Raw genomic sequence first — 22,658 nt, 5'->3', positions numbered from 1 at the left:
TGGAGCCCCTCGGTAATTACCTTGTCAGAATTGGGGCTTTTCATTACCATTCGGCAAAATTTTTATAAGTTCAGATTTTTACTTAGTAGACGCCTGATTTAACAGGCCACAAAGCTGATGGGAGAGGACTGAATGAGCAATGACGGCGTGAATGCAGGCCGGCGTCGCTTCTTGGTAGCAGCCACATCCGTGGTGGGTGCTGCAGGAGCGGTGGGGGCTGCGGTCCCGTTCGTGGGGTCATGGTTTCCCAGTGCCAAGGCGAAAGCCGCAGGTGCACCGGTGAAGGTGAATGTCAGCAAAATCGAGCCAGGCCAGCAGATGATTGCTGAGTGGCGCGGTCAGCCGGTGTTCATTGTCCGCCGAACCGCGGAAATCCTGGGGAATCTGAAAAAGATCGAGGGCCAGCTGTCTGACCCGACCTCCAAGAACTCGACACAACCGACCTACGTCGACCCCGAAACGCGTTCGATCAAGCCAGAGGTTCTGCTGCTGATCGGTATCTGCACGCACCTGGGTTGCTCGCCGACCTTCCGTCCAGAAGTGGCACCTGCGGATCTGGGCAAGGACTGGGTAGGTGGTTATTTCTGCCCTTGCCACGGTTCCCACTACGATCTGGCTGGCCGCGTCTACAAGTCGCAACCTGCGCCTTTGAACCTGCCAGTTCCCCCGCATTCCTATGAGACCGATGACATCATTGTCATTGGCGTCGATACGGAGAAAGCGTGATGAGCAAGTTCATGGATTGGGTTGATGCGCGCTTTCCCGCGACCAAAATGTGGGAAGACCATCTCAGCAAGTACTACGCCCCGAAGAACTTCAACTTCTTCTATTTCTTTGGCTCCCTCGCACTGCTCGTTCTGGTCAACCAGATCGTTACCGGTGTCTGGCTGACCATGAGCTACACCCCGTCGGCGGAAGAGGCGTTTGCTTCCGTCGAATACATCATGCGCGACGTCGAGTACGGCTCGATCCTGCGTCTGCTGCACTCCACCGGCGCCTCGGCGTTCTTCATCGTGGTCTATCTGCACATGTTCCGTGGCTTGCTCTACGGTTCGTACCAGAAGCCGCGTGAGCTGGTGTGGGTCTTCGGCATGCTGATCTATCTGGCGCTGATGGCTGAAGCCTTCATGGGTTACCTGCTGCCGTGGGGTCAGATGTCCTACTGGGGGGCCCAGGTGATCATCTCGCTGTTCGGTGCGATCCCGGTCATCGGCAACGATCTGACTCAGTGGATCCGTGGTGACTACCTGATTTCCGGTATCACCCTGAACCGCTTCTTCGCCCTGCACGTTGTTGCCTTGCCGATCGTGATCCTCGGTCTGGTGGTGCTGCACGTTCTGGCGCTGCACGAAGTCGGGTCGAACAACCCGGACGGCGTGGACATCAAGAAATTCAAAGACGAAAACGGCGTACCGCTGGACGGCATTGCCTTCCACCCGTACTACACCGTGAAAGATATCGTCGGCGTGGTGGTGTTCCTGTTCATCTTCTGCTCGATCGTGTTCTTCTTCCCGGAAATGGGCGGCTACTTCCTCGAGAAGCCGAACTTTGAGGTGGCGAACGCCTTCAAGACGCCAGAGCACATCGCTCCGGTCTGGTATTTCACCCCGTTCTACGCGATTTTGCGGGCGATTCCGGACAAGCTCCTGGGCGTTGTTGCCATGGGTGCCTCGATTGCGTTGCTGTTTGTCCTGCCGTGGCTTGATCGGAGTCCGGTCAAGTCGATGCGCTACAAGGGCTGGCTGAGCAAAATCTGGCTCTGGGTGTTCTGCATCTCGTTCGTGATTCTTGGTTGGCTGGGTGTCATGGCGCCTACCCCTGAGCGTACGTTGCTGTCGCAGGTCTGTACTTTCCTGTACTTCGCCTACTTCATTCTGATGCCGTTCTACACCAGGCTCGAGAAGACCAAACCGGTTCCGGAAAGGGTGACTGGCTGATGAAAAAGCTATTTGCTGTACTGATTCTTGCTGCTTTGCCTGTGCTGTCCTTTGCGGCCGAACACGGTGGTCCTGAGCTCGAAAAGGTCGACATCGACGTTTCCGACAAGGCTGCCATGCAGGATGGCGCGCGTACATTCGCCAACTACTGCATGGGCTGTCACAGCGCCAAGTTCCAGCGTTACGAGCGTGTCGCCGATGATTTGGGCATTCCGCACGACCTGATGCTCTCGAAGGTGGTGTTCACCGGCGCCAAGATCGGCGACCACATGAGCATCGGCATGCAGCCGGCTGACGCCAAGACCTGGTTCGGTGCGGCGCCGCCCGACCTGACCCTGGTCGCCCGCGTTCGTGGCACTGACTGGCTCTACGGTTACCTGAAATCTTTCTACGAAGACCCATCGCGTCCTTGGGGCGTGAACAACAAGGTGTTCCCGAACGTCGGGATGCCTAACGTTCTGGTCGGCCTGCAGGGTCGTCAGGTGGTAGGCTGTAAACAAGTTCAAATCGTCGAAGACGGCAAGAAGCAATACGATCCACTGACCGGCACCGCTTTGACGCATGAAGCCTGCGATCAACTGACCGTATTGCCGAAAACCGGCACGCTGAACGAAGAGCAGTTCGACGAGAAGGTCAAGAATCTGGTGACCTTCCTGGCCTACTCGGCCAACCCGGTGAAGCTGCAGCATCAGCGCATCGGTACCTATGTGTTGCTGTACCTGGCGTTCTTCTTCGTATTCGCATACTTGCTCAAGCGTGAATACTGGAAAGACGTCCATTGATATTGCTGTAAAATTGCTGTCAATCGCGCGCGCCCAAGGGCGTCTCTGAAGGTGTAACGAGCCTGGTGATCCAGGCGTTACGGGAGGCGCCCTCTGGGCGCGTGCGTTTTTCCGTTTCCGATAATTTCAACAAGCGAGGAGGACCGCCATGGGCGTGACCAATCGGTTGGCCTGTTACTCCGACCCCGCCGACCACTATTCCCACCGAGTGCGTATCGTACTCGCAGAGAAGGGTGTCAGCGCCGAGATCATTTACGTGGAAGCTGGTCGCCAGCCGCCTAAACTGATTGAAGTGAACCCTTACGGCAGCTTGCCCACCCTGGTCGATCGTGACCTGGCGTTGTGGGAGTCGACCGTGGTGATGGAATATCTGGATGAGCGTTACCCGCACCCGCCTTTACTGCCGGTTTATCCAGTGGCGCGTGCCAACAGCCGTCTGCTGATTCATCGTATTCAGCGTGACTGGTGTGGTCTGGTGGATCTGATCCTGGATTCCCGGTCCAAGGAAGCAGCCCGTGTCGTGGCTCGTAAAGAGCTGCGCGAAAGCCTGACCGGCGTGTCGCCGTTGTTCGCCGACAAGCCGTTTTTCCTCAGTGAGGAACAAAGTCTGGTGGATTGCTGCCTATTGCCAATACTCTGGCGATTGCCGATTCTGGGTATTGAACTGCCGCGGCCTGCCAAGCCGCTGCTTGATTACATGGAGCGCTCGTTTGCGCGTGAGGCTTTCCAGGCGAGTCTGTCTGGTGTCGAACGCGATATGCGCTAAGGCTTAAGGAGCCGCTATGAACTCCAGTCGACCTTATCTGGTCCGCGCGCTCTACGAGTGGATTGTGGACAACGATTGCACCCCGCACATGCTGGTCAATTCCGAGTATCCGTCGGTGCAGGTGCCTCAGGGTTTTGCCAGTGACGGACAGATTGTCCTGAACGTATCGCCGGCAGCCGTGCGTCATCTGCACATGGACAACGAAGCGGTCAGCTTCGAAGGGCGCTTCGGTGGCGTGCCGCACACCCTGTACGTGCCTATCGCATCGATCCTGGGTATTTACGCCCGGGAGAACGGTCAGGGCATGGTGTTTGATCTGGAATCGCCTATGGAAGACGAGGAAGAGATCGAGCCGGATGACGATATTCCGCCACCCGACAGCGAGCCGCCGCGTCCCAGCGGTCGACCGAGTTTGAAGGTGGTGAAGTAATAAAAAAGGCGATCCGCAAGGATCGCCTTTTTTGTGCCTGCGTGTTGCGTGTCAGTCGATGTATTCAAACAACTTCACAATCTTCTGCACCCCGGAAACACCTTGCACCAGGTTGGTGGCCTGAGTAGCTTCCTGTTTGGTCAGCAGGCCCAGCAGGTAGACGATACCGTTCTCGGTAACCACCTTGATGCGCGAGCCCGGGATGTTCGGGTCGGTGAGCATTTGGGTCTTGATCTTGGAGGTCAGCCAGGTGTCGTTCTGGCGGGCAAGGAAGCCGGAAGGTGGCAGGACTTGCAGTTCGTTGTGGACTGTCTTCACGCGCTGAACAGCCGCAGCGGCCTGTTCGGCCTTGGCCTTGAGGTCGGCGCGCGGGGTTTGCCCGGCGAGCAGCACGACGCCGTTGAAGCTGGTGACGACGATGTGCGAGTCGTTATCCAGGGCTGGATCGGCCTTGGCGATGTTCACGCCGACCTTGGTGTCGATCAGAGAGTCGTCGATCTTACTGCCGAAGGTGCGGGTGCCGCGGTCATCTTCAATCGGTGCTTCACGGCTGGCGTTAACCACCGAGGTGCAGCCGCTGATGCCGAGGCACAGTGTCAAGGCCAGAAGGCCTAGGCGATTAGGGGTCATTCTTCACTCCCGAACAGTTGGCTGTCGATCAAATCGCAAAGGCAATGGATCGCCAGCAGGTGGACTTCCTGAATACGTGCGGTGACGTTGGCCGGTACGCGAATCTCGACGTCCTCGGGCAATAGCAGCGATGCCATGCCGCCGCCATCGCGACCGGTCAATGCTACGACAATCATTTCGCGATCATGTGCGGCCTGGATCGCTTGAATAATGTTTGCCGAGTTGCCGCTGGTGGAAATCGCCAGCAATACGTCACCCGGCTGGCCGAGGGCGCGGATCTGTTTGGAGAAAATTTCGTTGTAGCTGTAGTCGTTGGCGATCGAGGTGATCGTCGAGCTGTCGGTGGTCAGCGCAATCGCTGGCAGGCTCGGACGTTCGCGCTCGAAGCGGTTGAGCAGCTCGGACGAGAAGTGCTGGGCATCACCGGCAGAGCCGCCGTTGCCGCAGGACAGCATTTTGCCTTCGTTGAGCAGGGCGTTGACCATCACTTGGCTGGCTTGCTCGATGTGCGGTGCAAGTACGTCCATCGCCATTTGCTTGGTATCGATACTGGCCTGAAAAAGCTGGCGAATTCGGGATTGCATGTCCATCTGTGTGACCTTAATTAGCGCGGCTACTCGGCACATGAATGTGCAGCCCGCAAAGCAAAGAGCAAAAGTGTTGGGTGAAAGTGTCCGGTTCGGGGTGCTCGCGATCAGCTGTCGAAGGCATTCTGCAACCAATTCAACTGATCGAGGTTGCTGTCGATGGCAACCACGTCGAAACGGCAAGGGGAATTGGCCCAGCGCGACTCGCGCTGAAGAAAATACTGCGCGGCAAAAATCAGTTTCTGCCGTTTGCGCTCATCGATGCTGCCGAGTGCGCCACCCCATTGAGTGTTTTTTCTGTAGCGGACTTCAACGAATACTACTGTATCGCCATCAAGCATGACCAGATCAAGCTCACCGCGTTTACACAACCAGTTCTGCGCCAGCAGGCGCAGACCTTGTTGTTGAAGATGCTCGAGCGCATGGCGCTCGGCATCTTTACCGCTTTGCTGGCGTGATCTGTCGGGCATCAGCGTGGGGTGTCCGGCAGGCGTTGAACCTGGCCGCTGACGAACTGTGCCCACGGCAACTGGCGGACCACGCGTTGGTTCTGAGTCATGCCCAGGCTGCCTGATTGACCTTCGATGCGACTGTCCGGCAGAGCCTTGAGTTGACCCAGGCGTGGTGCCAGGCGATAGGCGTCAACGCCCATCGCGTACAGACGACCCAGACTGCCAGCAGCTTGTGGCCATTGAGCGGTAACCTGTTTGCGCAGTGGATCGTTGGCCTCAAGCAACCATGGGGTTTCGCAGAAGCGAATGCCGTTCATGTCGTTGTACTGGTTCACATCACCGCTGGCGCTGAACACGTGGGAGGTGGCATAAACCGGCACATCACCGGCGTACTGGAAGTTCAGGGTCGGCTTGATCTGCTGGGCTTGCTGAGGCGTTGCGGCCAGGAAGATGAACTCGATGTCCTGGCGACGCGAAGGCTGCGCAGCTACCTGCCCGCCAACGGTACTTTGCAGGCTCTTGGCACGACCTTCGCTCTGACGCAGCTGGAACATGTCGGCAATTTGCTGGGCCAGTTGAACCGGTTGGTCGACACGTTCGGTAGCGACGATGCTGCCACCGTTAGCCTGCCAATCCTGGCTGAAGGCTCTCAAAACACGATCGCCCCATTCGCCTTTCGGCACCATGATGGCTGCGCGATGCAGGCCATCGGCGCGAGCGCGGCGGGACACTTCGCGGGCTTCGTCTTCAGCAGCAAGACCAAACTGGAACAGCTGGGCCGGACCTTGTTCGCCTTCGCTGTAGTTCAGCGCCAGGGTGGTGATCGGCAATTGCGGGCGAGCGCTGAGCTGTTTGACCAGCGGCTTCTCCAGCGGGCCGACGACCAGCTGCACGCCATCGGCTTGGGCCTTGCGGTAGAACTCGTCCATCGAAGTGAGTTTCGAGCTGTCATAGAACTCGATGGCTGGCGGCTTCTGCCCGGCTTGTTGAGCCTGGTAGTGAGCAGCCATGAAACCTTCGCGCAGTGCTTTGCCGACCGACGCCAGCGGGCCGTCTTGTGGCAGCAGCAGGGCGATTTTGCCCAGGGGCTGGCTGGCCAGTTCCTTGAGCTTGGTCAGTGGCAGCGGCAATTGAATGGCGGCCGGGTGCTTTGGATTCTGTGCGCGCCAGTTGTCGATCGCGGCTTGCTGCTGTTCCAGGGTGCCGGCAGTTTTCACCGCCTGCGCCAGGCCCATCCAGCCGCCGAGGTCATCGGAGGTATTTGGCTGCAACTGATCGGTCGGCAGCGAGGCGATCAGAGTCCAGATCGCTTCGTGGTTTTTGCTGGCCGCTTCACCTTCGAGCATTGGCGCAATAAAGATGCGTTCCCGAGCGGCGGCCAGCGTCTGGCCATCGGCTTCAAGGGCGCGGGCATGAACAGTGCCGGTGCGAACCTGTTGTTCAACCGGCAGTTCACTCAGGCGTTGCAGGCTCGGATGACTCAAGGCAGTCAGCGCCGCTTTGGGCTGATTGCGAACCATGGCCAGTTCAGCTGCCAGGGTGCTGGCGAAAACCTGTTGGCCAGGCTTGAGTGTTTCGACGGGGACTTGTTGCAGGATTTGCGCGGACTGGCCGGCATTCCCCTGACGATAGGCCAGGTCTGCTGCGCTCAGGCGCAACAGGGAGGCTTTTTCCGGGTCCTTGCTTTGAGCGGCCTGTGCGAGCAACTGCTCGATACTGGCATCCGGGGTCCGTGGAAGTTCGCCAAGGCTGGAGGAGGGCGAGCTGGCGCAAGCCGCCAGCAAGGCAGCGAGGCAGAGGGCAGTGAACAGCCGCAGGCAAGCGATCATGTAGTGTTCCTGATACTCGATCAAATTAGCGTGGAATTGTACCCAAGCACTGGCCGGGGCGCGATGTTACTGGTGTGAATCGATCAATTTAGCTCGTGCAAATGTTGCGGCACTGCACAAAAGGCTGCAAAACCGAGGGTTGCTTGCGCGTATCGCGAACCTCACGACGCGCTACAATGGCGGCTTTTACCGATCATGAGGTGTGCGCTTTGACTGCTCCAGGTGCTTTGAATTCCGCTGCTGGCTCGCTTTATGTGGTGGCGACGCCCATCGGCAACCTGGACGACATCAGTGCGCGTGCGCTGAAGATCCTGCGCGAGGTCGCCCTGATCGCTGCCGAAGATACCCGCCACTCCCAGCGTTTGATGCAGCATTTCGGCATTCCTACGCCGCTGGCAGCTTGCCACGAACACAATGAGCGGGATGAAGGTAGCCGCTTTATCACCCGCTTGCTCGCCGGCGACGATGTGGCACTGATTTCCGATGCGGGCACGCCGTTGATTTCCGATCCGGGTTACCACCTCGTGCGTCAGGCCCGTGCTGCGGGTATCAATGTAGTGCCGGTTCCGGGCGCATGCGCATTGATCGCAGCGTTGTCGGCGGCGGGGTTGCCGTCGGACCGTTTCATCTTCGAAGGTTTCCTGCCGGCCAAGGCTGTCGGTCGGCGCGCCCGTCTTGAGTTGGTAAAGGAAGAACCGCGCACGCTGATTTTTTATGAGGCGCCACACCGCATCCTTGAATGTCTGCAAGACATGGAGCTGGTGTTCGGTGGGGAGCGCCCGGCTTTGCTGGCCCGTGAAATCACTAAAACCTTTGAAACCCTTAAGGGGTTGCCGCTGGCCGAGTTACGCGAGTTCGTCGAGTCAGACAGCAATCAGCAACGCGGCGAGTGCGTGGTGTTGGTGGCGGGTTGGTCTGCCCCCGAGACCGAGGACGCCGTCAGCAGTGAAGCGATGCGCATTCTGAATCTGTTGCTTGAAGAAATGCCGCTCAAGCGAGCCGCGGCGTTGGCGGCGCAAATTACCGGCGAGCGCAAGAATGTGCTCTATCAGGTCGCGCTGGATAAACAGAAGGGCGAGTAAAAACCGACGTGCAGGCGTAGCCCAAGGCGTTTAGCGCTTGTCCTTCGGCGGCTCTGCCGTTAATCTTCGCGGCGGAGAGTCGATCGGACAGTCGCTGCCCTCTATGAAAATTAGGGGGGGGAGGAAAGTCCGGGCTCCATAGGGCGAAGTGCCAGGTAATGCCTGGGAGGCGTGAGCCTACGGAAAGTGCCACAGAAAATAACCGCCTAAGCGCTTCGGCGCCGGTAAGGGTGAAAAGGTGCGGTAAGAGCGCACCGCACGTCTGGCAACAGTTCGTGGCTTAGGTAAACCCCACTTGGAGCAAGACCAAATAGGGTCCCAAGGCGTGGCCCGCGCTGGGACCGGGTAGGTTGCTAAAGATGTCCAGTGATGGCCATCGTAGACGAATGACTGTTCAAGACAGAACCCGGCTTACAGATCGACTCTCCACCTTTTTCCCCTCCCTGCTTTAATCATTGAGCAGGGCGCCTGTAGTAGCAATTTCCCTCCTTACAGAATCAACAGCAGAAGCACTTTCGTAATACCAAAAAAATCTTACTCTTAACAAATTACTTTAACTTTCGAGCGCAGCCTTCAGTGCTGGTTCAAGTTATTGAGCAGGATGACACGTCAGATTCTCTCTACCCCTCCTTTTACGCTCCTAAATCTCAGTTCTGTAAGGGTTTTCCTTCAATCCGCGCCTTGACGGTGCGGTGGCCGCATTCCTATAGTGTGCGCAAGTGGCGGAAAGTGGCATGAAGTGGGTTTTTTGAGCTCAAAACGCTAATATTTGGAGAAACGCTGACGTGTTTCGCGGAGCTAACGCTATCAGTCTCGACGCAAAGGGCCGTCTCGCTATGCCGAGCCGGTACCGTGACGAGCTCGTTTCGCGTAGTTCCGGTCAGTTAATCGTCACAATTGATGCCGTTGATCCATGTTTGTGTGTTTACCCCCTCGATGAGTGGGAAATTATTGAAACCAAACTGCGCGCACTGCCTTCGCTTCGCGAAGAGAACCGCCGCCTGCAACGTTTACTGATTGGTAATGCCGTCGACCTCGAGCTCGATGGCAGTGGTCGTTTTCTGGTTCCGCCGCGTCTTCGTGAATATGCCAAGTTGGATAAGCGCGCGATGTTGGTAGGCCAACTGAACAAGTTCCAATTGTGGGACGAGGATGCCTGGGATGCGGTTTCTGCCGCTGACCTGGCTGCCATTCAACAACCGGGCGCCATGCCTGATGAACTGCGTGATTTGATCCTGTGACTATTGATAGCGGCTTTAACCACATCACCGTACTGCTTGACGAAGCCGTGGAGGCTCTCGCCGTACGTCCTGATGGCTGCTATCTGGACGGTACGTTCGGGCGCGGCGGACACAGCCGGTTGATCCTCAGCCAGCTCGGTCCCGATGGCCGGGTGCTCGGATTCGATAAAGATCCTCAAGCGATTGCCACCGGGCAAACGCTAGCGGCCGAAGACGGCCGCTTTGTCGTTGTGCAGCGCAGCTTTGCCGAGCTCGGTTCGGAAGTCGCCGAACGTGGTCTGGACGGTAAAGTCAGCGGCGTTTTGCTCGACCTCGGCGTGTCCTCGCCGCAGCTCGACGACCCTGAGCGCGGCTTCAGTTTCCTCAATGATGGCCCGCTGGACATGCGCATGGATCCGTCCCGCGGGATCAGCGCTGCCGAATTCGTCAACACCGCACCCGTGGAAGAAATCGCCCGGGTGTTCAAGCAATACGGCGAAGAACGTTTTTCCGGCCGCATGGCCCGTGCCGTGGCCGAGCGTCGCGACATCAAGCCGTTCGAGCGTACTGCCGATCTGGCTGAAGTCCTGAAAGTCGCCAACCCTGCATGGGAAAAGGGCAAAAACCCGGCGACCCGTGCGTTCCAGGGCTTGCGTATTCACGTCAACAACGAACTGGGTGATCTGGAAGCCGGCCTCGAAGCCGCACTGGAATGCCTGGAAGTCGGCGGCCGTCTGGTCGTCATCAGCTTCCACTCGCTGGAAGACCGCATCGTCAAACTGTTCATGCGCAAACTGGTGAAAGGCGAAGCCGACAACCTGCCCCGCAACCTGCCGGTACGTCACGTCGCCTTCGAACCCATAATCAAAATCCATGGCAAAGCGCAGTCCGCCTCCGAGGCCGAACTCAAAGCCAACCCACGTTCCCGTAGCGCCGTCATGCGCGTCGCGGAGAAGCTGCGGTGAGCAAGCTTTTCGCCAAGCCACTTCCCGGCGGAAGCTTTTTCATGTTTCTGCTGTTTATTGGCGTGCTCGTGTCGGCCATCGGCGTTTCCTATAGCGCCCACTGGAACCGTCAACTGTTGAACTCGCTGTACAACGAGCTGAGCGTGCGCGACAAGGCGCAAGCGGAGTGGGGCCGTTTGATTCTCGAACAGAGCACCTGGACCGCCCACAGCCGTATCGAAGTCCTGGCGACCGAGCAACTGAAGATGCGCATTCCTGGCGCAGCTGAAGTGCAGATGGTGGCGCCATGATGAAACTCGAGGGCGCACTCTTTCCATGGCGGTTCCGCCTGGTGCTGGGTTTGCTCGGCGTCATGGTCGCGGCGATTAGCTGGCGCATTATCGATCTGCAAGTAGTCGACCGTGCCTTTCTTAAAGGTCAGGGCGATGCGCGCAGCGTTCGTCATATTCCGATTCCGGCTCACCGTGGTCTGATCACCGACCGTAACGGCGAGCCTTTGGCCGTGAGTACCCCAGTCACCACCCTTTGGGCCAATGCCAAGGAAATGCAAACGGCCAAAGAGAAGTGGCCTGCACTGGCGGCTGCCTTGGGGCAGGACCCGAAAGCCCTGGCCGAACGTCTCGAGGCCCAGGCCAACAAAGAATTCATTTATCTGGTGCGCGGGCTGACCCCCGAACAGGGCCAGTCCGTGCTCGATCTGAAAGTGCCGGGCGTTTATGGCATCGAAGAATTCCGGCGTTTCTACCCGGCCGGTGAAGTCACTGCCCATATGGTCGGTTTTACTGACATCGATGACCACGGTCGTGAAGGCGTCGAGCTGGCCTACGACGAATGGCTGGCCGGGGTCCCCGGCAAGCGACAGGTGATCAAGGATCGGCGTGGCCGGCTGATCAAGGATGTCCAGGTCACCAAAAACGCCAAGGCCGGAAAGCCCTTGGCGTTGTCCATTGACCTGCGTCTGCAATACCTGGCCAACCGTGAACTGCGTAACGCGATCATCGAGAACGGCGCCAAGGCCGGCAGCCTGGTGATCATGGACGTGAAGAGCGGCGAGATCCTCGCCATGGTCAACCAGCCGACCTACAACCCGAACAACCGTCGCAACCTGCAACCGGCGATGATGCGTAACCGCGCGATGATCGACGTGTTCGAACCGGGTTCGACCATGAAAGCGATTTCCATGAGCGCCGCGATTGAAACCGGGCGCTGGAAGCCGAGCGATACCGTCGAGGTGTACCCGGGCACCTTGCAGATTGGTAAATACACCATCAAGGACGTATCCAAGAGCGAAGGTCCGGTGCTCGACCTGACTGGCATTCTGATCAACTCCAGTAACGTCGGCATGAGTAAGGTCGCCTTCGATATCGGCGGCGAAACGATTTTCCGTCTGGCGCAAAAAGTCGGTCTCGGTCAGGACACCGGCCTGGGCTTCCCGGGTGAACGCGTCGGCAACCTGCCGAACTACCGCGAATGGCGCAAGGCTGAAACCGCCACGCTGTCTTACGGCTACGGTATTTCCGTGACCGCGATCCAGTTGGTCCACGCCTTCTCGGCCCTGGCCAATAACGGTCGCCTCGCGCCGCTGACCCTGATCAAAACCGACAAGCCACCGCAAACCACACAGGTATTGCCGGAAGCGGTCGCGAAAACCATGCAAGGCATGCTGACGCAAGTGATCGAAGCCCCGCGCGGTGTGTTCCGTGCGCAGGTGCCGGCGTACCACGTGGCAGGCAAGTCGGGTACTGCACGTAAGACATCTGTCGGCACCAAAGGCTACGCCGAGAATTCCTACCGTTCGCTGTTCGCCGGATTCGGCCCGATGAACGATCCGCGCTACGCCATCGTGGTGGTGATCGATGAACCGACCAAGGCCGGTTACTTCGGTGGCCTGGTATCGGCCCCGGTGTTCAGCAAAGTGATGTCCGGGACCTTGCGCCTGATGAACATCACCCCGGACAACCTGCCACCTACTCAACAAGCGAACGCAGCACCGGTCGTTCCGCTGAAAGCCAATGGAGGGCGAGGCTGATGTCTCTGAGTCTGAACAAGATTTTCGCCCACGCCGGCCGCGATCTGTTGATCCGCGAACTGACCCTGGACAGCCGCAACGTGCGGGCTGGCGATCTGTTTCTCGCCGTCCCTGGCGGCAAGTTCGACGGTCGTGCGCACATTGCCGACGCCCTGCAACGCGGCGCTGCCGCTGTGGCGTATGAAGTCGAAGGCGCGACCGTATTGCCGATTACCGATGTTCCGCTGATTCCGGTCAAAGGCCTGGCGGCGCAGCTGTCGGACATCGCCGGGCGTTTTTACGGTGACCCTAGTCGTCACCTGAACCTGATCGGAGTGACCGGCACCAACGGCAAAACCAGCGTGACGCAGTTGGTTGCGCAAGCCTTGGATTTGCTCGGCCAGCACTGCGGCATCGTCGGCACGTTGGGCACCGGTTTTTACGGCGCACTCGAAAGCGGTTTGCACACCACGCCGAACCCGATCGCCGTGCAGGCGACACTCGCCGACCTGAAAAAGGCGGGTGCCAAAGCCGTCGCCATGGAAGTTTCTTCCCACGGTCTGGATCAGGGGCGCGTGACCGCACTGGCCTTCGATGTGGCGGTGATGACCAACCTGTCCCGCGATCACCTGGATTACCACGGCACCATGCAAGCCTACGGCGAAGCCAAGGCCAAGCTGTTTGCCTGGAACGATTTGAAGTGCCGGGTGATTAACCTCGACGACGAATTCGGCCGCCAACTGGCTGCGGACAAACGTGAATCGCGCCTGATCACCTACAGCCTGGAAGATGCCAGCGCCTACCTCTATTGCCGTGAAGCGCAGTTCGATGACGAAGGCGTGCGCGCCACGTTGGTCACGCCGCAGGGTGAGCATCACTTGCGCAGCACCTTGCTCGGACGTTTCAACCTGAGCAACGTGCTGGCCGCGGTCGGTGCCTTGCTGGGGCTGGACTACGCGCTGGACGAAATCCTCAACGTGCTGCCGAAACTCGAAGGCCCGGCCGGACGCATGCAGCGCCTCGGCGGTGGTACTCAGCCGCTGGTGGTGGTCGATTACGCCCACACACCGGATGCGCTGGAAAAAGTCTTGATGGCCCTGCGTCCTCACGCCAAAGGCCGTTTGCTGTGCCTGTTCGGTTGCGGTGGTGATCGCGATCGCGGCAAGCGTCCGTTGATGGCTGAAGTGGTCGAGCGTCTGGCTGACGGCGTGTTGGTGACCGATGACAACCCGCGCACCGAAGCCCCGGCAGTGATCTTCGACGACATCCGCGCCGGTTTTACCGCTGTGGATAAAGTCACCTTCGTCGCTGGCCGTGGCCAGGCGATTGCCCAATTGATCGCCAGCGCTTCGGCGGATGACGTGATTGTCCTGGCCGGTAAAGGTCACGAGGACTATCAGGAAATCAACGGCCAGCGTCACGCTTTCTCTGATCTGGTCGAGGCCGATCACGCCTTGACCGCGTGGGAGGTGGCCCATGCTTAAAGCCCTGAAACTGAGCGAACTGACCGGCGCGCTGAATGCCCGCTTGGTCACTGCCGATGCCAGCTTCGACGGCGTCAGCATCGACAGCCGCGCGATCAAACCAGGCCAACTCTTTATCGCCCTGACCGGCCCGCGCTTCGATGGTCATGACTATCTGAATGACGTCGCCGCAAAAGGCGCCGTAGCAGCATTGGTCGAGCGCGAAGTCGCCGACAGCACACTGCCGCAATTGCTGGTGAAAGATACTCGTCAGGCGCTGGGGCAACTCGGCGCGTTGAACCGTGCGGCTTATACCAACCCTGTCGCAGCGATCACCGGTTCCAGCGGCAAGACCACGGTCAAGGAAATGCTCGCCAGCATCCTGCGCACGCGCGGTCCGGTGTTGGCGACCCGCGGCAACCTGAACAATGATCTCGGCGTTCCGCTGACCCTGCTCGAGCTCGCACCGGAACATACCGCTGCGGTGATCGAACTGGGTGCTTCGCGGCTCGGCGAAATTGCCTACACCGTCGGCATGACCAAGCCTCATGTGGCCGTGCTCAACAACGCCGGGACCGCCCACGTCGGCGAGTTCGGCGGGCCGGAAAAAATCGTTGAAGCCAAGGGCGAGATTATTGAAGGGCTGGATGCCGATGGCGTCGCCGTTCTCAATCTTGACGACAAGGCGTTCGACATCTGGAAGACCCGCGCTGCCGGTCGCAAAGTGCTGACCTTCGCCCTGAGCAATGTCAGCGCCGATTTCTACGCCAGCGATCTGGACCGCGACGCTCGTGGTTGCCCGGCGTTCAACCTGCACACTCCTGAAGGTATGGAGCGCGTTCAACTGAACCTGCTCGGCACCCATAACGTCGCCAATGCCATGGCCGCCGCCGCCGCCGCCCATGCGCTGGGCGTGTCGCTGTTTGGCATCGCCACCGGCCTCGGCGCGGTGCAACCGGTCAAAGGTCGCACCGTCGCGCAACTGGCCAGCAATGGCATGCGCGTCATCGATGACACATACAACGCGAACCCCACCTCCATGTGCGCCGCCGTTGATATACTCGCCGGCTTTTCCGGCCGCACCGTTCTGGTGCTCGGGGATATCGGCGAGTTGGGCGATTGGGCGGAGCAGGGGCACCGCGATGTGGGCGAGTACGCCCGCGGCAAGGTTTCCGCGCTTTACGCTGTCGGGCCAATGATGGCTTACGCCGTGAACGCTTTCGGTCCACAGGCCTTTCACTTCAGCACTCAGGCTGAACTGATCAAGGCCCTGGGCGCCGAGCAAGACACAAACACCACCATTTTGATCAAGGGCTCGCGCAGCGCTGCGATGGAAAACATCGTCGCCGCTTTGTGCGGGACCAGCCTGGAGAAACATTAATGCTGCTGCTGCTAGCGGAGTATCTGCAACAGTTCTACAAAGGCTTCGCGGTCTTTCAGTACCTGACCCTGCGCGGGATTCTCGGTGTGCTGACCGCGTTGGTTTTGTCGCTGTGCTATGGCCCGTGGATGATCCGCACTTTACAGAACCGTCAGATCGGTCAATCCGTTCGTAACGACGGTCCACAATCGCACCTGTCCAAATCCGGCACCCCGACCATGGGCGGCGCGCTGATCCTGTCGTCCATCGGCGTCAGCACGTTGCTTTGGGCTGACCTGACCAACCGTTATGTCTGGACCGTGCTGCTGGTGACTTTGCTGTTCGGCGCCATCGGCTGGGTCGACGACTACCGCAAAGTGATCGAGAAGAACTCCCGGGGCTTGCCGAGCCGCTGGAAGTACTTCTGGCAATCGGTGTTCGGCCTGGGCGCAGCGATCTTCCTTTATATGACTGCCGCGACGCCGGTGGAAACCACCCTGATCCTGCCGATGCTCAAGGACCACAGCATTCCGCTGGGCATAGGCTTCGTCGTCCTGACCTACTTCGTGATCGTCGGCTCGAGCAACGCGGTCAACCTGACTGACGGCCTCGACGGTCTGGCGATCATGCCCACCGTAATGGTCGGCGGCGGGTTGGGCATTTTCTGCTACCTGTCGGGTAACGTGAAATTCGCTGAATACCTGCTGATCCCGTATGTGCCGGGCGCAGGCGAGTTGATCGTGTTCTGCGGCGCGTTGATCGGCGCGGGCCTCGGATTCCTCTGGTTCAACACCTATCCGGCTCAGGTGTTCATGGGCGACGTCGGCGCACTGGCGCTGGGCGCGGCACTGGGCACCATCGCGGTGATCGTCCGTCAGGAAATCGTCCTGTTCATCATGGGCGGCGTGTTCGTGATGGAAACCCTGTCAGTCGTCATCCAGGTTGCTTCCTTTAAGCTCACCGGTCGCCGTGTGTTCCGCATGGCACCGATTCACCACCACTTTGAACTCAAGGGCTGGCCCGAGCCGCGCGTGATCGTCCGTTTCTGGATCATCACCGTGATTCTCGTGTTGGTTGGCCTTGCCACCCTGAAGCTGAGGTAGAACGAGTGTCTCTGATCGCTTCTGACCACTTCCGCATCGTTGTCGGCCTCGGCAAGAGCGGCATGTCCCTGGTTCGCTTCCTGGCGAACCGGGGCACGTCGTTTGCTGTCGCCGATACGCGGGAAAATCCACCGGAACTGGCCACGCTCAAGCGTGACTATCCGCACGTGGAAGTGCGTTGTGGCGAGCTGGACGTCGAATTCCTGTGTCGCGCCGACGAGCTCTACGTGAGCCCTGGCCTGGCGCTGGCGACCCCGGCCCTGCAGGCTGCCGCCGCCCGTGGCGTGAAATTGTCCGGTGACATCGAGCTGTTCGCGCGTAACGCGAAGGCGCCGATTGTTGCCATCAGCGGTTCCAACGCAAAAAGCACCGTCACCACATTGGTTGGCGAAATGGCAGCAGCGGCCGGCAAGCGCGTCGCCGTTGGTGGCAACCTCGGCACGCCGGCGCTGGACCTGCTCAGCGACGACGTCGAGCTGTACGTGATGGAACTCTCGAGCTTCCAGCTCGAAACCACCGATCAGCTCAACGCCGAAGTGGCGACCGTGCTCAACGTCAGCGAAGACCACATGGACCGCTACAGCGGTCTGCCGGCTTATCACCTGGCCAAGCACCGGATCTTCCGGGGTGCCAAGCAGTTTGTGGTCAACCGTCAGGATGCCCTCAGCCGTCCGCTGATAGGCGAAGGTCAGCCATGCTGGACCTTCGGTTTGAGCAAGCCCGATTTCAAGGCATTCGGTATCCGCGAAGAAGACGGCGAGAAGTACCTGGCCTTCGAATTCCAGAACCTGATGCCAGTGCGCGAGTTGAAAATTCGCGGCGCCCACAACCAGTCCAACGCCCTGGCGGCATTGGCGCTGGGCCACGCCGTCGGCCTGCCGTTCGACGCCATGCTCTCGAGCCTGCGTACCTTTGCCGGGCTTGAGCATCGCTGCCAGTGGATCCGTGACCTGAATGGCGTGAGCTACTACAACGACTCCAAAGCCACCAACGTCGGCGCCGCACTGGCTGCTATCGAAGGCCTGGGCGCGGACATCGACGGCAAGCTCGTGCTGATCGCCGGTGGCGACGGCAAGGGTGCCGAGTTCAAGGACCTGCGTGATCCGGTGGCGGCCAACTGCCGCGCCGTGGTGCTGATGGGCCGTGACTCCGAGCTGATCGCTCAGGCCATCGGCGATGCCGTGCCACTGATTCGCGTCAACTCGCTGATCGAAGCGGTCGAGCAATGCCGCGCCATCGCAGAGACGGGCGACGCCGTGTTGCTGTCGCCGGCTTGCGCCAGTTTCGACATGTTCAAGAATTACGAAGACCGTGGTCACCAGTTCGTCCGCGCTGTGGAGGATCTGGCATGAGCCTGATGAACATCATCAAGCCGTATCCGTCGCCGATCATCACCGGGCGCGGCATCGACCTCGATTTCCCGATGCTCGCCGGTTGCCTGGCATTGATCGGCCTCGGGTTGGTCATGATTGCATCGGCATCGACCGAAGTGGCGGCTGTGCAGTCGGGCAGCGCCCTGTATTACATGATTCGCCACCTTATCTATATCGTGCTGGGCCTGGGTGCCTGCGTCGTCACCATGATGATTCCGATCGCCACCTGGCAACGCTTGGGCTGGCTGATGCTGATTGGTGCGTTCGGTTTGCTGGTGATGGTGATCATCCCGGGAATAGGCCGTGAAGTGAACGGTTCGATGCGCTGGATCGGCTTCAGTTTCTTCAACGTTCAGCCGTCGGAAATCGCCAAGGTATTTGTCGTTATTTACCTGGCCGGTTACCTGGTGCGTCGCCAGAAAGAAGTGCGTGAAAGCTGGATGGGCTTCTTCAAGCCGTTCATCGTTCTGCTGCCAATGGCGGGTCTGTTGCTGATGGAGCCGGACTTCGGTGCCACGGTTGTAATGATGGGCGCAGCGGCGGCGATGCTGTTTCTCGGCGGGGTCGGGCTGTTCCGTTTTTCCTTGATGGTTGTCCTGGCGGTCGCGGCAGTGGTGTTGTTGATTCAAGTGCAGCCGTATCGAATGGCGCGTCTGACCAACTTCGCGGATCCGTGGGCCGACCAGTTCGGTGCCGGCTATCAGTTGTCTCAAGCGTTGATCGCTTTTGGCCGCGGCGAATGGCTGGGCGTTGGCCTGGGCAACAGCGTGCAGAAACAGTTCTACCTGCCGGAAGCCCACACCGACTTCGTGTTCTCGGTCCTGGCCGAAGAACTGGGTGCCGTGGGCTCTTTGTGCACGGTAGCGCTGTTCGTCTTTGTTTGTATCCGTGGCATGTACATCGGTTATTGGGCCGAGAAGGCCAAGCAATTTTTCGCCGCCTACATCGCGTACGGCTTGTCGTTCCTGTGGATTGGTCAGTTCCTGATCAACATCGGGGTGAACGTCGGCCTGCTGCCGACCAAGGGTCTGACCCTGCCGTTCCTCAGTTATGGCGGTAGCTCGTTGGTGATCTGCTGTGCCTGTCTCGGCTTGTTGCTGCGCATCGAGTGGGAAAGTCGAACCCACTTGGGCAGTGAAGAGATGGAGTTCCATGAGAGCGACTTCGCCGAGGAGCCGACCCATGGGCGCTAACGTATTGATCATGGCGGGCGGCACCGGTGGCCACGTGTTCCCGGCGCTGGCGTGTGCTCGCGAATTCCAGGCCCGTGGTTACACCGTGCATTGGCTCGGGACCCCGCGCGGCATCGAGAACGAACTGGTTCCGGTGGCCGGCATCGAACTGCATCGAATCAATGCCAGCGGTCTGCGTGGCAAGGGCAAGCTGTCCCTGATCAAGGCACCGTTCATGTTGCTCATGTCGATCTGGCAGGCGCGGGCGATCATTCGTCAGCTGCGGCCGGTGTGTGTCGTCGGCTTTGGTGGTTATGTGACCGGTCCTGGTGGCGTTGCAGCCAAACTGGCCGGCGTGCCGGTGATCGTTCACGAACAGAACGCCGTGGCCGGTACCGCCAATCGGTTGCTGGTGCCGTTGGCCGCCCGAGTCTGTGAAGCGTTCCCCGACACCTTTACCCTGTCGGGCAGCCGTCGGACCACCGGTAACCCGGTGCGCACCGAGCTGTTCCTCGAAACACCGCGACAGGCTCTGGCCGGTCGCAAGGCGCGTTTGCTGATCCTGGGCGGAAGCCTGGGCGCAGAACCGTTGAACAAGTTGCTGCCTGAAGCCCTGTCGCAAGTCGCCCCCGACCTGCGCCCGGAAGTGTTTCATCAGGCTGGCAAAAACCACGATGAAGTGACTGCAGAGCGCTACCGCGCGGCTGGCGTCGAGGCGCAAGTGCAGCCTTTCATCAAAGACATGGCCCAAGCCTATGGCTGGGCCGACCTGGTGGTGTGCCGCGCAGGCGCGCTGACCATCAGTGAACTGGCCGCCGCCGGTCTGCCCTCGATGCTGGTGCCTTTGCCCCACGCGATCGACGATCACCAGACCCGCAACGCCGATTATTTGGCCCGTGAAGGCGCTGCCTTCCTGATGCCGCAAAGAACGACTGGCGCAGCGGATCTTGCCGCACGCCTGACAGAGGTCCTGATGCAACCACAACGACTGACCGACATGGCCACCGCGGCACGCCGCCTGGCCAAACCCGATGCAACCCGTAACGTGGTCGATACCTGCCTGGAGGTGGCCCATGGTTGAGAATCAGAAAGCCATGCCGCAACCGGAAATGCGCCGCATCCGTCGCATCCACTTCGTCGGAATCGGCGGCGTGGGCATGTGCGGCATCGCCGAAGTGTTGCTGAACCTGGGCTATGAAGTGTCCGGTTCCGACCTGAAAGCTTCGCCGGTGACCGAGCGTCTCGAGTCCTTCGGCGCCCAGATCTTTATCGGCCACCGCGCCGAGAACACCGCGAACGCTGATGTACTGGTCACCTCCAGTGCCGTGAACACGTCCAACCCGGAAGTCGCCACCGCCCTGGAACGCCGCATTCCGGTGGTGCCTCGCGCTGAAATGCTGGCTGAGCTGATGCGCTACCGCCACGGCATCGCCGTCGCCGGTACCCATGGCAAAACCACCACCACCAGCCTGATCGCTTCGGTGTTTGCCGCCGGTGGCCTGGACCCGACATTCGTCATCGGTGGCCGTCTGAATGCCGCGGGTACCAATGCCCAGCTCGGCACCAGCCGTTACCTGATCGCCGAAGCCGACGAAAGCGATGCGAGCTTCCTGCACTTGCAGCCGCTGGTGGCCGTGGTCACCAACATCGACGCCGACCACATGGCGACCTACGACGGCGACTTCAACAAACTGAAGAAAACCTTCGTCGAGTTCCTCCACAACCTGCCGTTCTACGGTCTGGCGGTGGTGTGCCTGGACGATCCGGTGGTGCGTGAAATCCTGCCGTTGGTGAAACGTCCGACCGTCACTTACGGCTTCGGCGACGACTGCGACGTGCGCGCGATCAATGTGCGTCAGCAGGGCATGCAGACCTTCTTCACCGTGCTGCGCCCTGATCGCGATCCGCTGGATGTCTCGGTGAACATGCCGGGCAACCACAACGTGTTGAACGCACTGGCAACCATCTGCATCGCCACCGACGAGGGCGTCAGCGATGAAGCCATCGTCCAGGGCCTGTCCGGGTTCCAGGGTGTCGGCCGACGCTTCCAGGTCTACGGCGAACTGCCGGTAGAAGGCGGCAACGTGATGCTGGTCGACGACTACGGTCACCACCCGACCGAAGTTGCCGCAGTCATCAAGGCCGTGCGCGGTGGCTGGCCGGAACGCCGTCTGGTGATGGTCTACCAGCCGCACCGTTACAGTCGCACCCGCGACCTGTACGACGACTTCGTCAATGTATTGGCCGACGCCAACGTCCTGCTGTTGATGGAAGTCTACCCGGCCGGTGAAGAACCGATCCCCGGCGCCGACAGCCGCAAGCTGTGCAACAGCATCCGTCAGCGCGGTCAGCTCGACCCGATCTACATCGAGCGCGGTGTTGACCTCGCGCCCATCGTCAAGCCGCTGCTGCGTGCCGGCGACATTCTGTTGTGCCAAGGCGCCGGTGACATCGGTGGTCTCGCACCGAAACTGTTGAAAAGTCCGTTGTTCGCAGGCGCCGTTGCTGCGCCGAGTGTGGGGAAGTTGAAATGACTGCTGCTTACGCCAACCTCGTCTCCACTATTGCGCCGAAAGATTTCGGCCGCGTCGCCGTGCTCTTCGGCGGCAAGAGTGCCGAGCGTGAGGTTTCCCTGAAGTCGGGTAACGCGGTTCTCGACGCGCTGCTAAGCGCCGGTGTCGACGCGTTTGGTCTCGACGTGGGCGATGACCTGTTGCAGCGTCTGCTGAACGAAAAAATCGACCGCGCCTTCATCATTCTCCACGGCCGTGGCGGTGAAGACGGCAGCATGCAGGGCCTGCTGGAATGCCTGGGTATTCCGTACACCGGCAGCGGCATTCTTGCTTCCGCGCTGGCCATGGACAAGCTGCGCACCAAGCAAGTCTGGCACAGCCTGGGTATTCCGACGCCACGCCATGCCGTACTGACCAGCGAGGCCGATTGTATTTCGGCGGCGACGGAACTGGGCTTCCCTTTGATCGTCAAACCGGCCCATGAAGGTTCAAGTATCGGGATGGCCAAAGTGACCTCCGCGTCGGAGTTGATCGACGCGTGGAAAGCGGCCAGTACCTACGATTCGCAAGTGTTGGTCGAGCAATGGATTCAAGGTCCGGAGTTCACCATCGCCACCCTGCGTGACCAGGTGTTGCCACCGATTGCCCTGGGCACGACGCACAGCTTCTACGACTACGACGCCAAGTACGTGGCTTCCGATACCCAGTACCGGATTCCGTGTGGCCTGGACAGCAACAAAGAAAAAGAACTGATGGACCTCACGGCGAAAGCCTGTGAGGCGCTGGGTATCGCCGGTTGGGGCAGGGCTGACGTGATGCAGGACGCCGACGGGCAGTTCTGGTTCCTGGAAGTCAATACCGCACCGGGCATGACCGATCACAGTCTGGTGCCGATGGCGGCTCGTGCTGCCGGTCTGGATTTCCAGCAACTGGTTTTGGCGATTTTGGCCGCTAGCGTTGCCAATAATGTTGAGCCGCGAGGTTAA

22 protein-coding genes and 1 other RNA gene are annotated in these 22,658 nt (G+C 59.8%); 19 read left to right on the top strand and 4 right to left on the bottom strand.

The window, feature by feature from the left end; all coding sequences use genetic code 11:
* Nucleotides 1-132: 132 nt before the first annotated feature.
* From petA to ACYZTZ_RS22860, 5 genes are all read left to right on the top strand, one after another.
* The gene (gene petA / locus ACYZTZ_RS22880; RefSeq protein ID WP_033061319.1) at nt 133-726 is read left to right on the top strand and encodes a ubiquinol-cytochrome c reductase iron-sulfur subunit; all 594 of its coding nucleotides are present in this window, start codon (nt 133-135) and stop codon (nt 724-726) included.
* Nucleotides 726-1,937, top strand: coding sequence for a cytochrome b (locus ACYZTZ_RS22875; RefSeq protein WP_046048261.1), 1,212 nt, complete (start codon nt 726-728; stop codon nt 1,935-1,937). The genes petA and ACYZTZ_RS22875 overlap by 1 nt, the downstream gene beginning before the upstream one ends.
* On the top strand, nt 1,937-2,719 hold the full coding sequence (locus ACYZTZ_RS22870) for a cytochrome c1 (protein WP_056740900.1): 783 nt from the start codon (nt 1,937-1,939) through the stop codon (nt 2,717-2,719). The genes ACYZTZ_RS22875 and ACYZTZ_RS22870 overlap by 1 nt, the downstream gene beginning before the upstream one ends.
* A gap of 148 nt (nt 2,720-2,867) precedes the next feature.
* The gene (locus ACYZTZ_RS22865) at nt 2,868-3,485 is read left to right on the top strand and encodes a glutathione S-transferase N-terminal domain-containing protein (protein ID WP_008155978.1); all 618 of its coding nucleotides are present in this window, start codon (nt 2,868-2,870) and stop codon (nt 3,483-3,485) included.
* A gap of 16 nt (nt 3,486-3,501) precedes the next feature.
* Entirely contained in the window at nt 3,502-3,915 is a 414-nt protein-coding gene (locus ACYZTZ_RS22860; RefSeq protein WP_008155980.1) for a ClpXP protease specificity-enhancing factor, read from the top strand.
* Nucleotides 3,916-3,966: 51 nt separating this feature from the next.
* Here ACYZTZ_RS22860 and ACYZTZ_RS22855 read toward each other — a convergent pair whose 3' ends face one another.
* From ACYZTZ_RS22855 to ACYZTZ_RS22840, 4 genes are all read right to left on the bottom strand, one after another.
* The gene (locus ACYZTZ_RS22855; protein WP_056740902.1) at nt 3,967-4,545 is read right to left on the bottom strand and encodes a BON domain-containing protein; all 579 of its coding nucleotides are present in this window, start codon (nt 4,543-4,545) and stop codon (nt 3,967-3,969) included.
* Nucleotides 4,542-5,135 (bottom strand): phosphoheptose isomerase, encoded by a 594-nt coding sequence (locus ACYZTZ_RS22850; RefSeq protein ID WP_008025961.1) that lies wholly within the window; start codon nt 5,133-5,135, stop codon nt 4,542-4,544. Before ACYZTZ_RS22850 ends, ACYZTZ_RS22855 begins: the two co-directional genes overlap by 4 nt.
* Before the next feature lie 104 nt (nt 5,136-5,239).
* Nucleotides 5,240-5,602, bottom strand: coding sequence for a YraN family protein (locus ACYZTZ_RS22845; RefSeq protein WP_056740903.1), 363 nt, complete (start codon nt 5,600-5,602; stop codon nt 5,240-5,242).
* Nucleotides 5,602-7,413, bottom strand: a complete 1,812-nt coding sequence (locus ACYZTZ_RS22840; protein ID WP_461999789.1) for a penicillin-binding protein activator — start codon at nt 7,411-7,413, stop codon at nt 5,602-5,604. The genes ACYZTZ_RS22845 and ACYZTZ_RS22840 overlap by 1 nt, the downstream gene beginning before the upstream one ends.
* 176 nt (nt 7,414-7,589) lie before the next feature.
* Here ACYZTZ_RS22840 and rsmI point away from each other — a divergent pair, with 176 nt between their 5' ends.
* From rsmI to ACYZTZ_RS22770, 14 genes are all read left to right on the top strand, one after another.
* Nucleotides 7,590-8,495 (top strand): 16S rRNA (cytidine(1402)-2'-O)-methyltransferase, encoded by a 906-nt coding sequence (gene rsmI / locus ACYZTZ_RS22835; protein WP_165353260.1) that lies wholly within the window; start codon nt 7,590-7,592, stop codon nt 8,493-8,495.
* Between the two features lie 75 nt (nt 8,496-8,570).
* Nucleotides 8,571-8,925, top strand: an RNA gene (gene rnpB / locus ACYZTZ_RS22830) — RNase P RNA component class A.
* A 355-nt stretch (nt 8,926-9,280) separates the two neighbouring features.
* A complete protein-coding gene (gene mraZ / locus ACYZTZ_RS22825) occupies nt 9,281-9,736 on the top strand; it encodes a division/cell wall cluster transcriptional repressor MraZ (protein ID WP_008147486.1) in 456 nt (151 codons plus the stop codon).
* Entirely contained in the window at nt 9,733-10,680 is a 948-nt protein-coding gene (gene rsmH / locus ACYZTZ_RS22820; protein WP_046048256.1) for a 16S rRNA (cytosine(1402)-N(4))-methyltransferase RsmH, read from the top strand. Before mraZ ends, rsmH begins: the two co-directional genes overlap by 4 nt.
* Nucleotides 10,677-10,970: a cell division protein FtsL gene (gene ftsL / locus ACYZTZ_RS22815; protein ID WP_033053422.1), complete on the top strand. Its 294-nt coding sequence runs from the start codon at nt 10,677-10,679 to the stop codon at nt 10,968-10,970. Before rsmH ends, ftsL begins: the two co-directional genes overlap by 4 nt.
* Nucleotides 10,970-12,709 carry a peptidoglycan D,D-transpeptidase FtsI family protein gene (locus ACYZTZ_RS22810; RefSeq protein WP_177338843.1) on the top strand — a complete coding sequence of 580 codons (1,740 nt, stop codon included), beginning with the start codon at nt 10,970-10,972 and terminating at the stop codon, nt 12,707-12,709. The genes ftsL and ACYZTZ_RS22810 overlap by 1 nt, the downstream gene beginning before the upstream one ends.
* Entirely contained in the window at nt 12,709-14,172 is a 1,464-nt protein-coding gene (locus tag ACYZTZ_RS22805; protein ID WP_461999788.1) for a UDP-N-acetylmuramoyl-L-alanyl-D-glutamate--2,6-diaminopimelate ligase, read from the top strand. Before ACYZTZ_RS22810 ends, ACYZTZ_RS22805 begins: the two co-directional genes overlap by 1 nt.
* The gene (locus ACYZTZ_RS22800) at nt 14,165-15,532 is read left to right on the top strand and encodes a UDP-N-acetylmuramoyl-tripeptide--D-alanyl-D-alanine ligase (RefSeq protein WP_461999787.1); all 1,368 of its coding nucleotides are present in this window, start codon (nt 14,165-14,167) and stop codon (nt 15,530-15,532) included. Before ACYZTZ_RS22805 ends, ACYZTZ_RS22800 begins: the two co-directional genes overlap by 8 nt.
* Complete coding sequence (gene mraY / locus ACYZTZ_RS22795; RefSeq protein WP_033061333.1) at nt 15,532-16,614, top strand: phospho-N-acetylmuramoyl-pentapeptide-transferase; 1,083 nt, start codon at nt 15,532-15,534, stop codon at nt 16,612-16,614. Before ACYZTZ_RS22800 ends, mraY begins: the two co-directional genes overlap by 1 nt.
* A 5-nt stretch (nt 16,615-16,619) precedes the next feature.
* Nucleotides 16,620-17,966, top strand: a complete 1,347-nt coding sequence (gene murD / locus ACYZTZ_RS22790; protein ID WP_461999786.1) for a UDP-N-acetylmuramoyl-L-alanine--D-glutamate ligase — start codon at nt 16,620-16,622, stop codon at nt 17,964-17,966.
* Entirely contained in the window at nt 17,963-19,180 is a 1,218-nt protein-coding gene (gene ftsW / locus ACYZTZ_RS22785) for a putative lipid II flippase FtsW (protein WP_056740916.1), read from the top strand. The genes murD and ftsW overlap by 4 nt, the downstream gene beginning before the upstream one ends.
* Complete coding sequence (gene murG / locus ACYZTZ_RS22780) at nt 19,170-20,240, top strand: undecaprenyldiphospho-muramoylpentapeptide beta-N-acetylglucosaminyltransferase (RefSeq protein ID WP_461999785.1); 1,071 nt, start codon at nt 19,170-19,172, stop codon at nt 20,238-20,240. The genes ftsW and murG overlap by 11 nt, the downstream gene beginning before the upstream one ends.
* Nucleotides 20,233-21,693, top strand: coding sequence for a UDP-N-acetylmuramate--L-alanine ligase (murC, locus tag ACYZTZ_RS22775; protein WP_461999784.1), 1,461 nt, complete (start codon nt 20,233-20,235; stop codon nt 21,691-21,693). Before murG ends, murC begins: the two co-directional genes overlap by 8 nt.
* Nucleotides 21,690-22,658 (top strand): D-alanine--D-alanine ligase, encoded by a 969-nt coding sequence (locus ACYZTZ_RS22770; protein ID WP_056740921.1) that lies wholly within the window; start codon nt 21,690-21,692, stop codon nt 22,656-22,658. The genes murC and ACYZTZ_RS22770 overlap by 4 nt, the downstream gene beginning before the upstream one ends.

The organism is Pseudomonas sp. LB3P58 (assembly GCF_054897895.1).
This window is presented reverse-complemented; position numbering and strand designations above follow the sequence as displayed.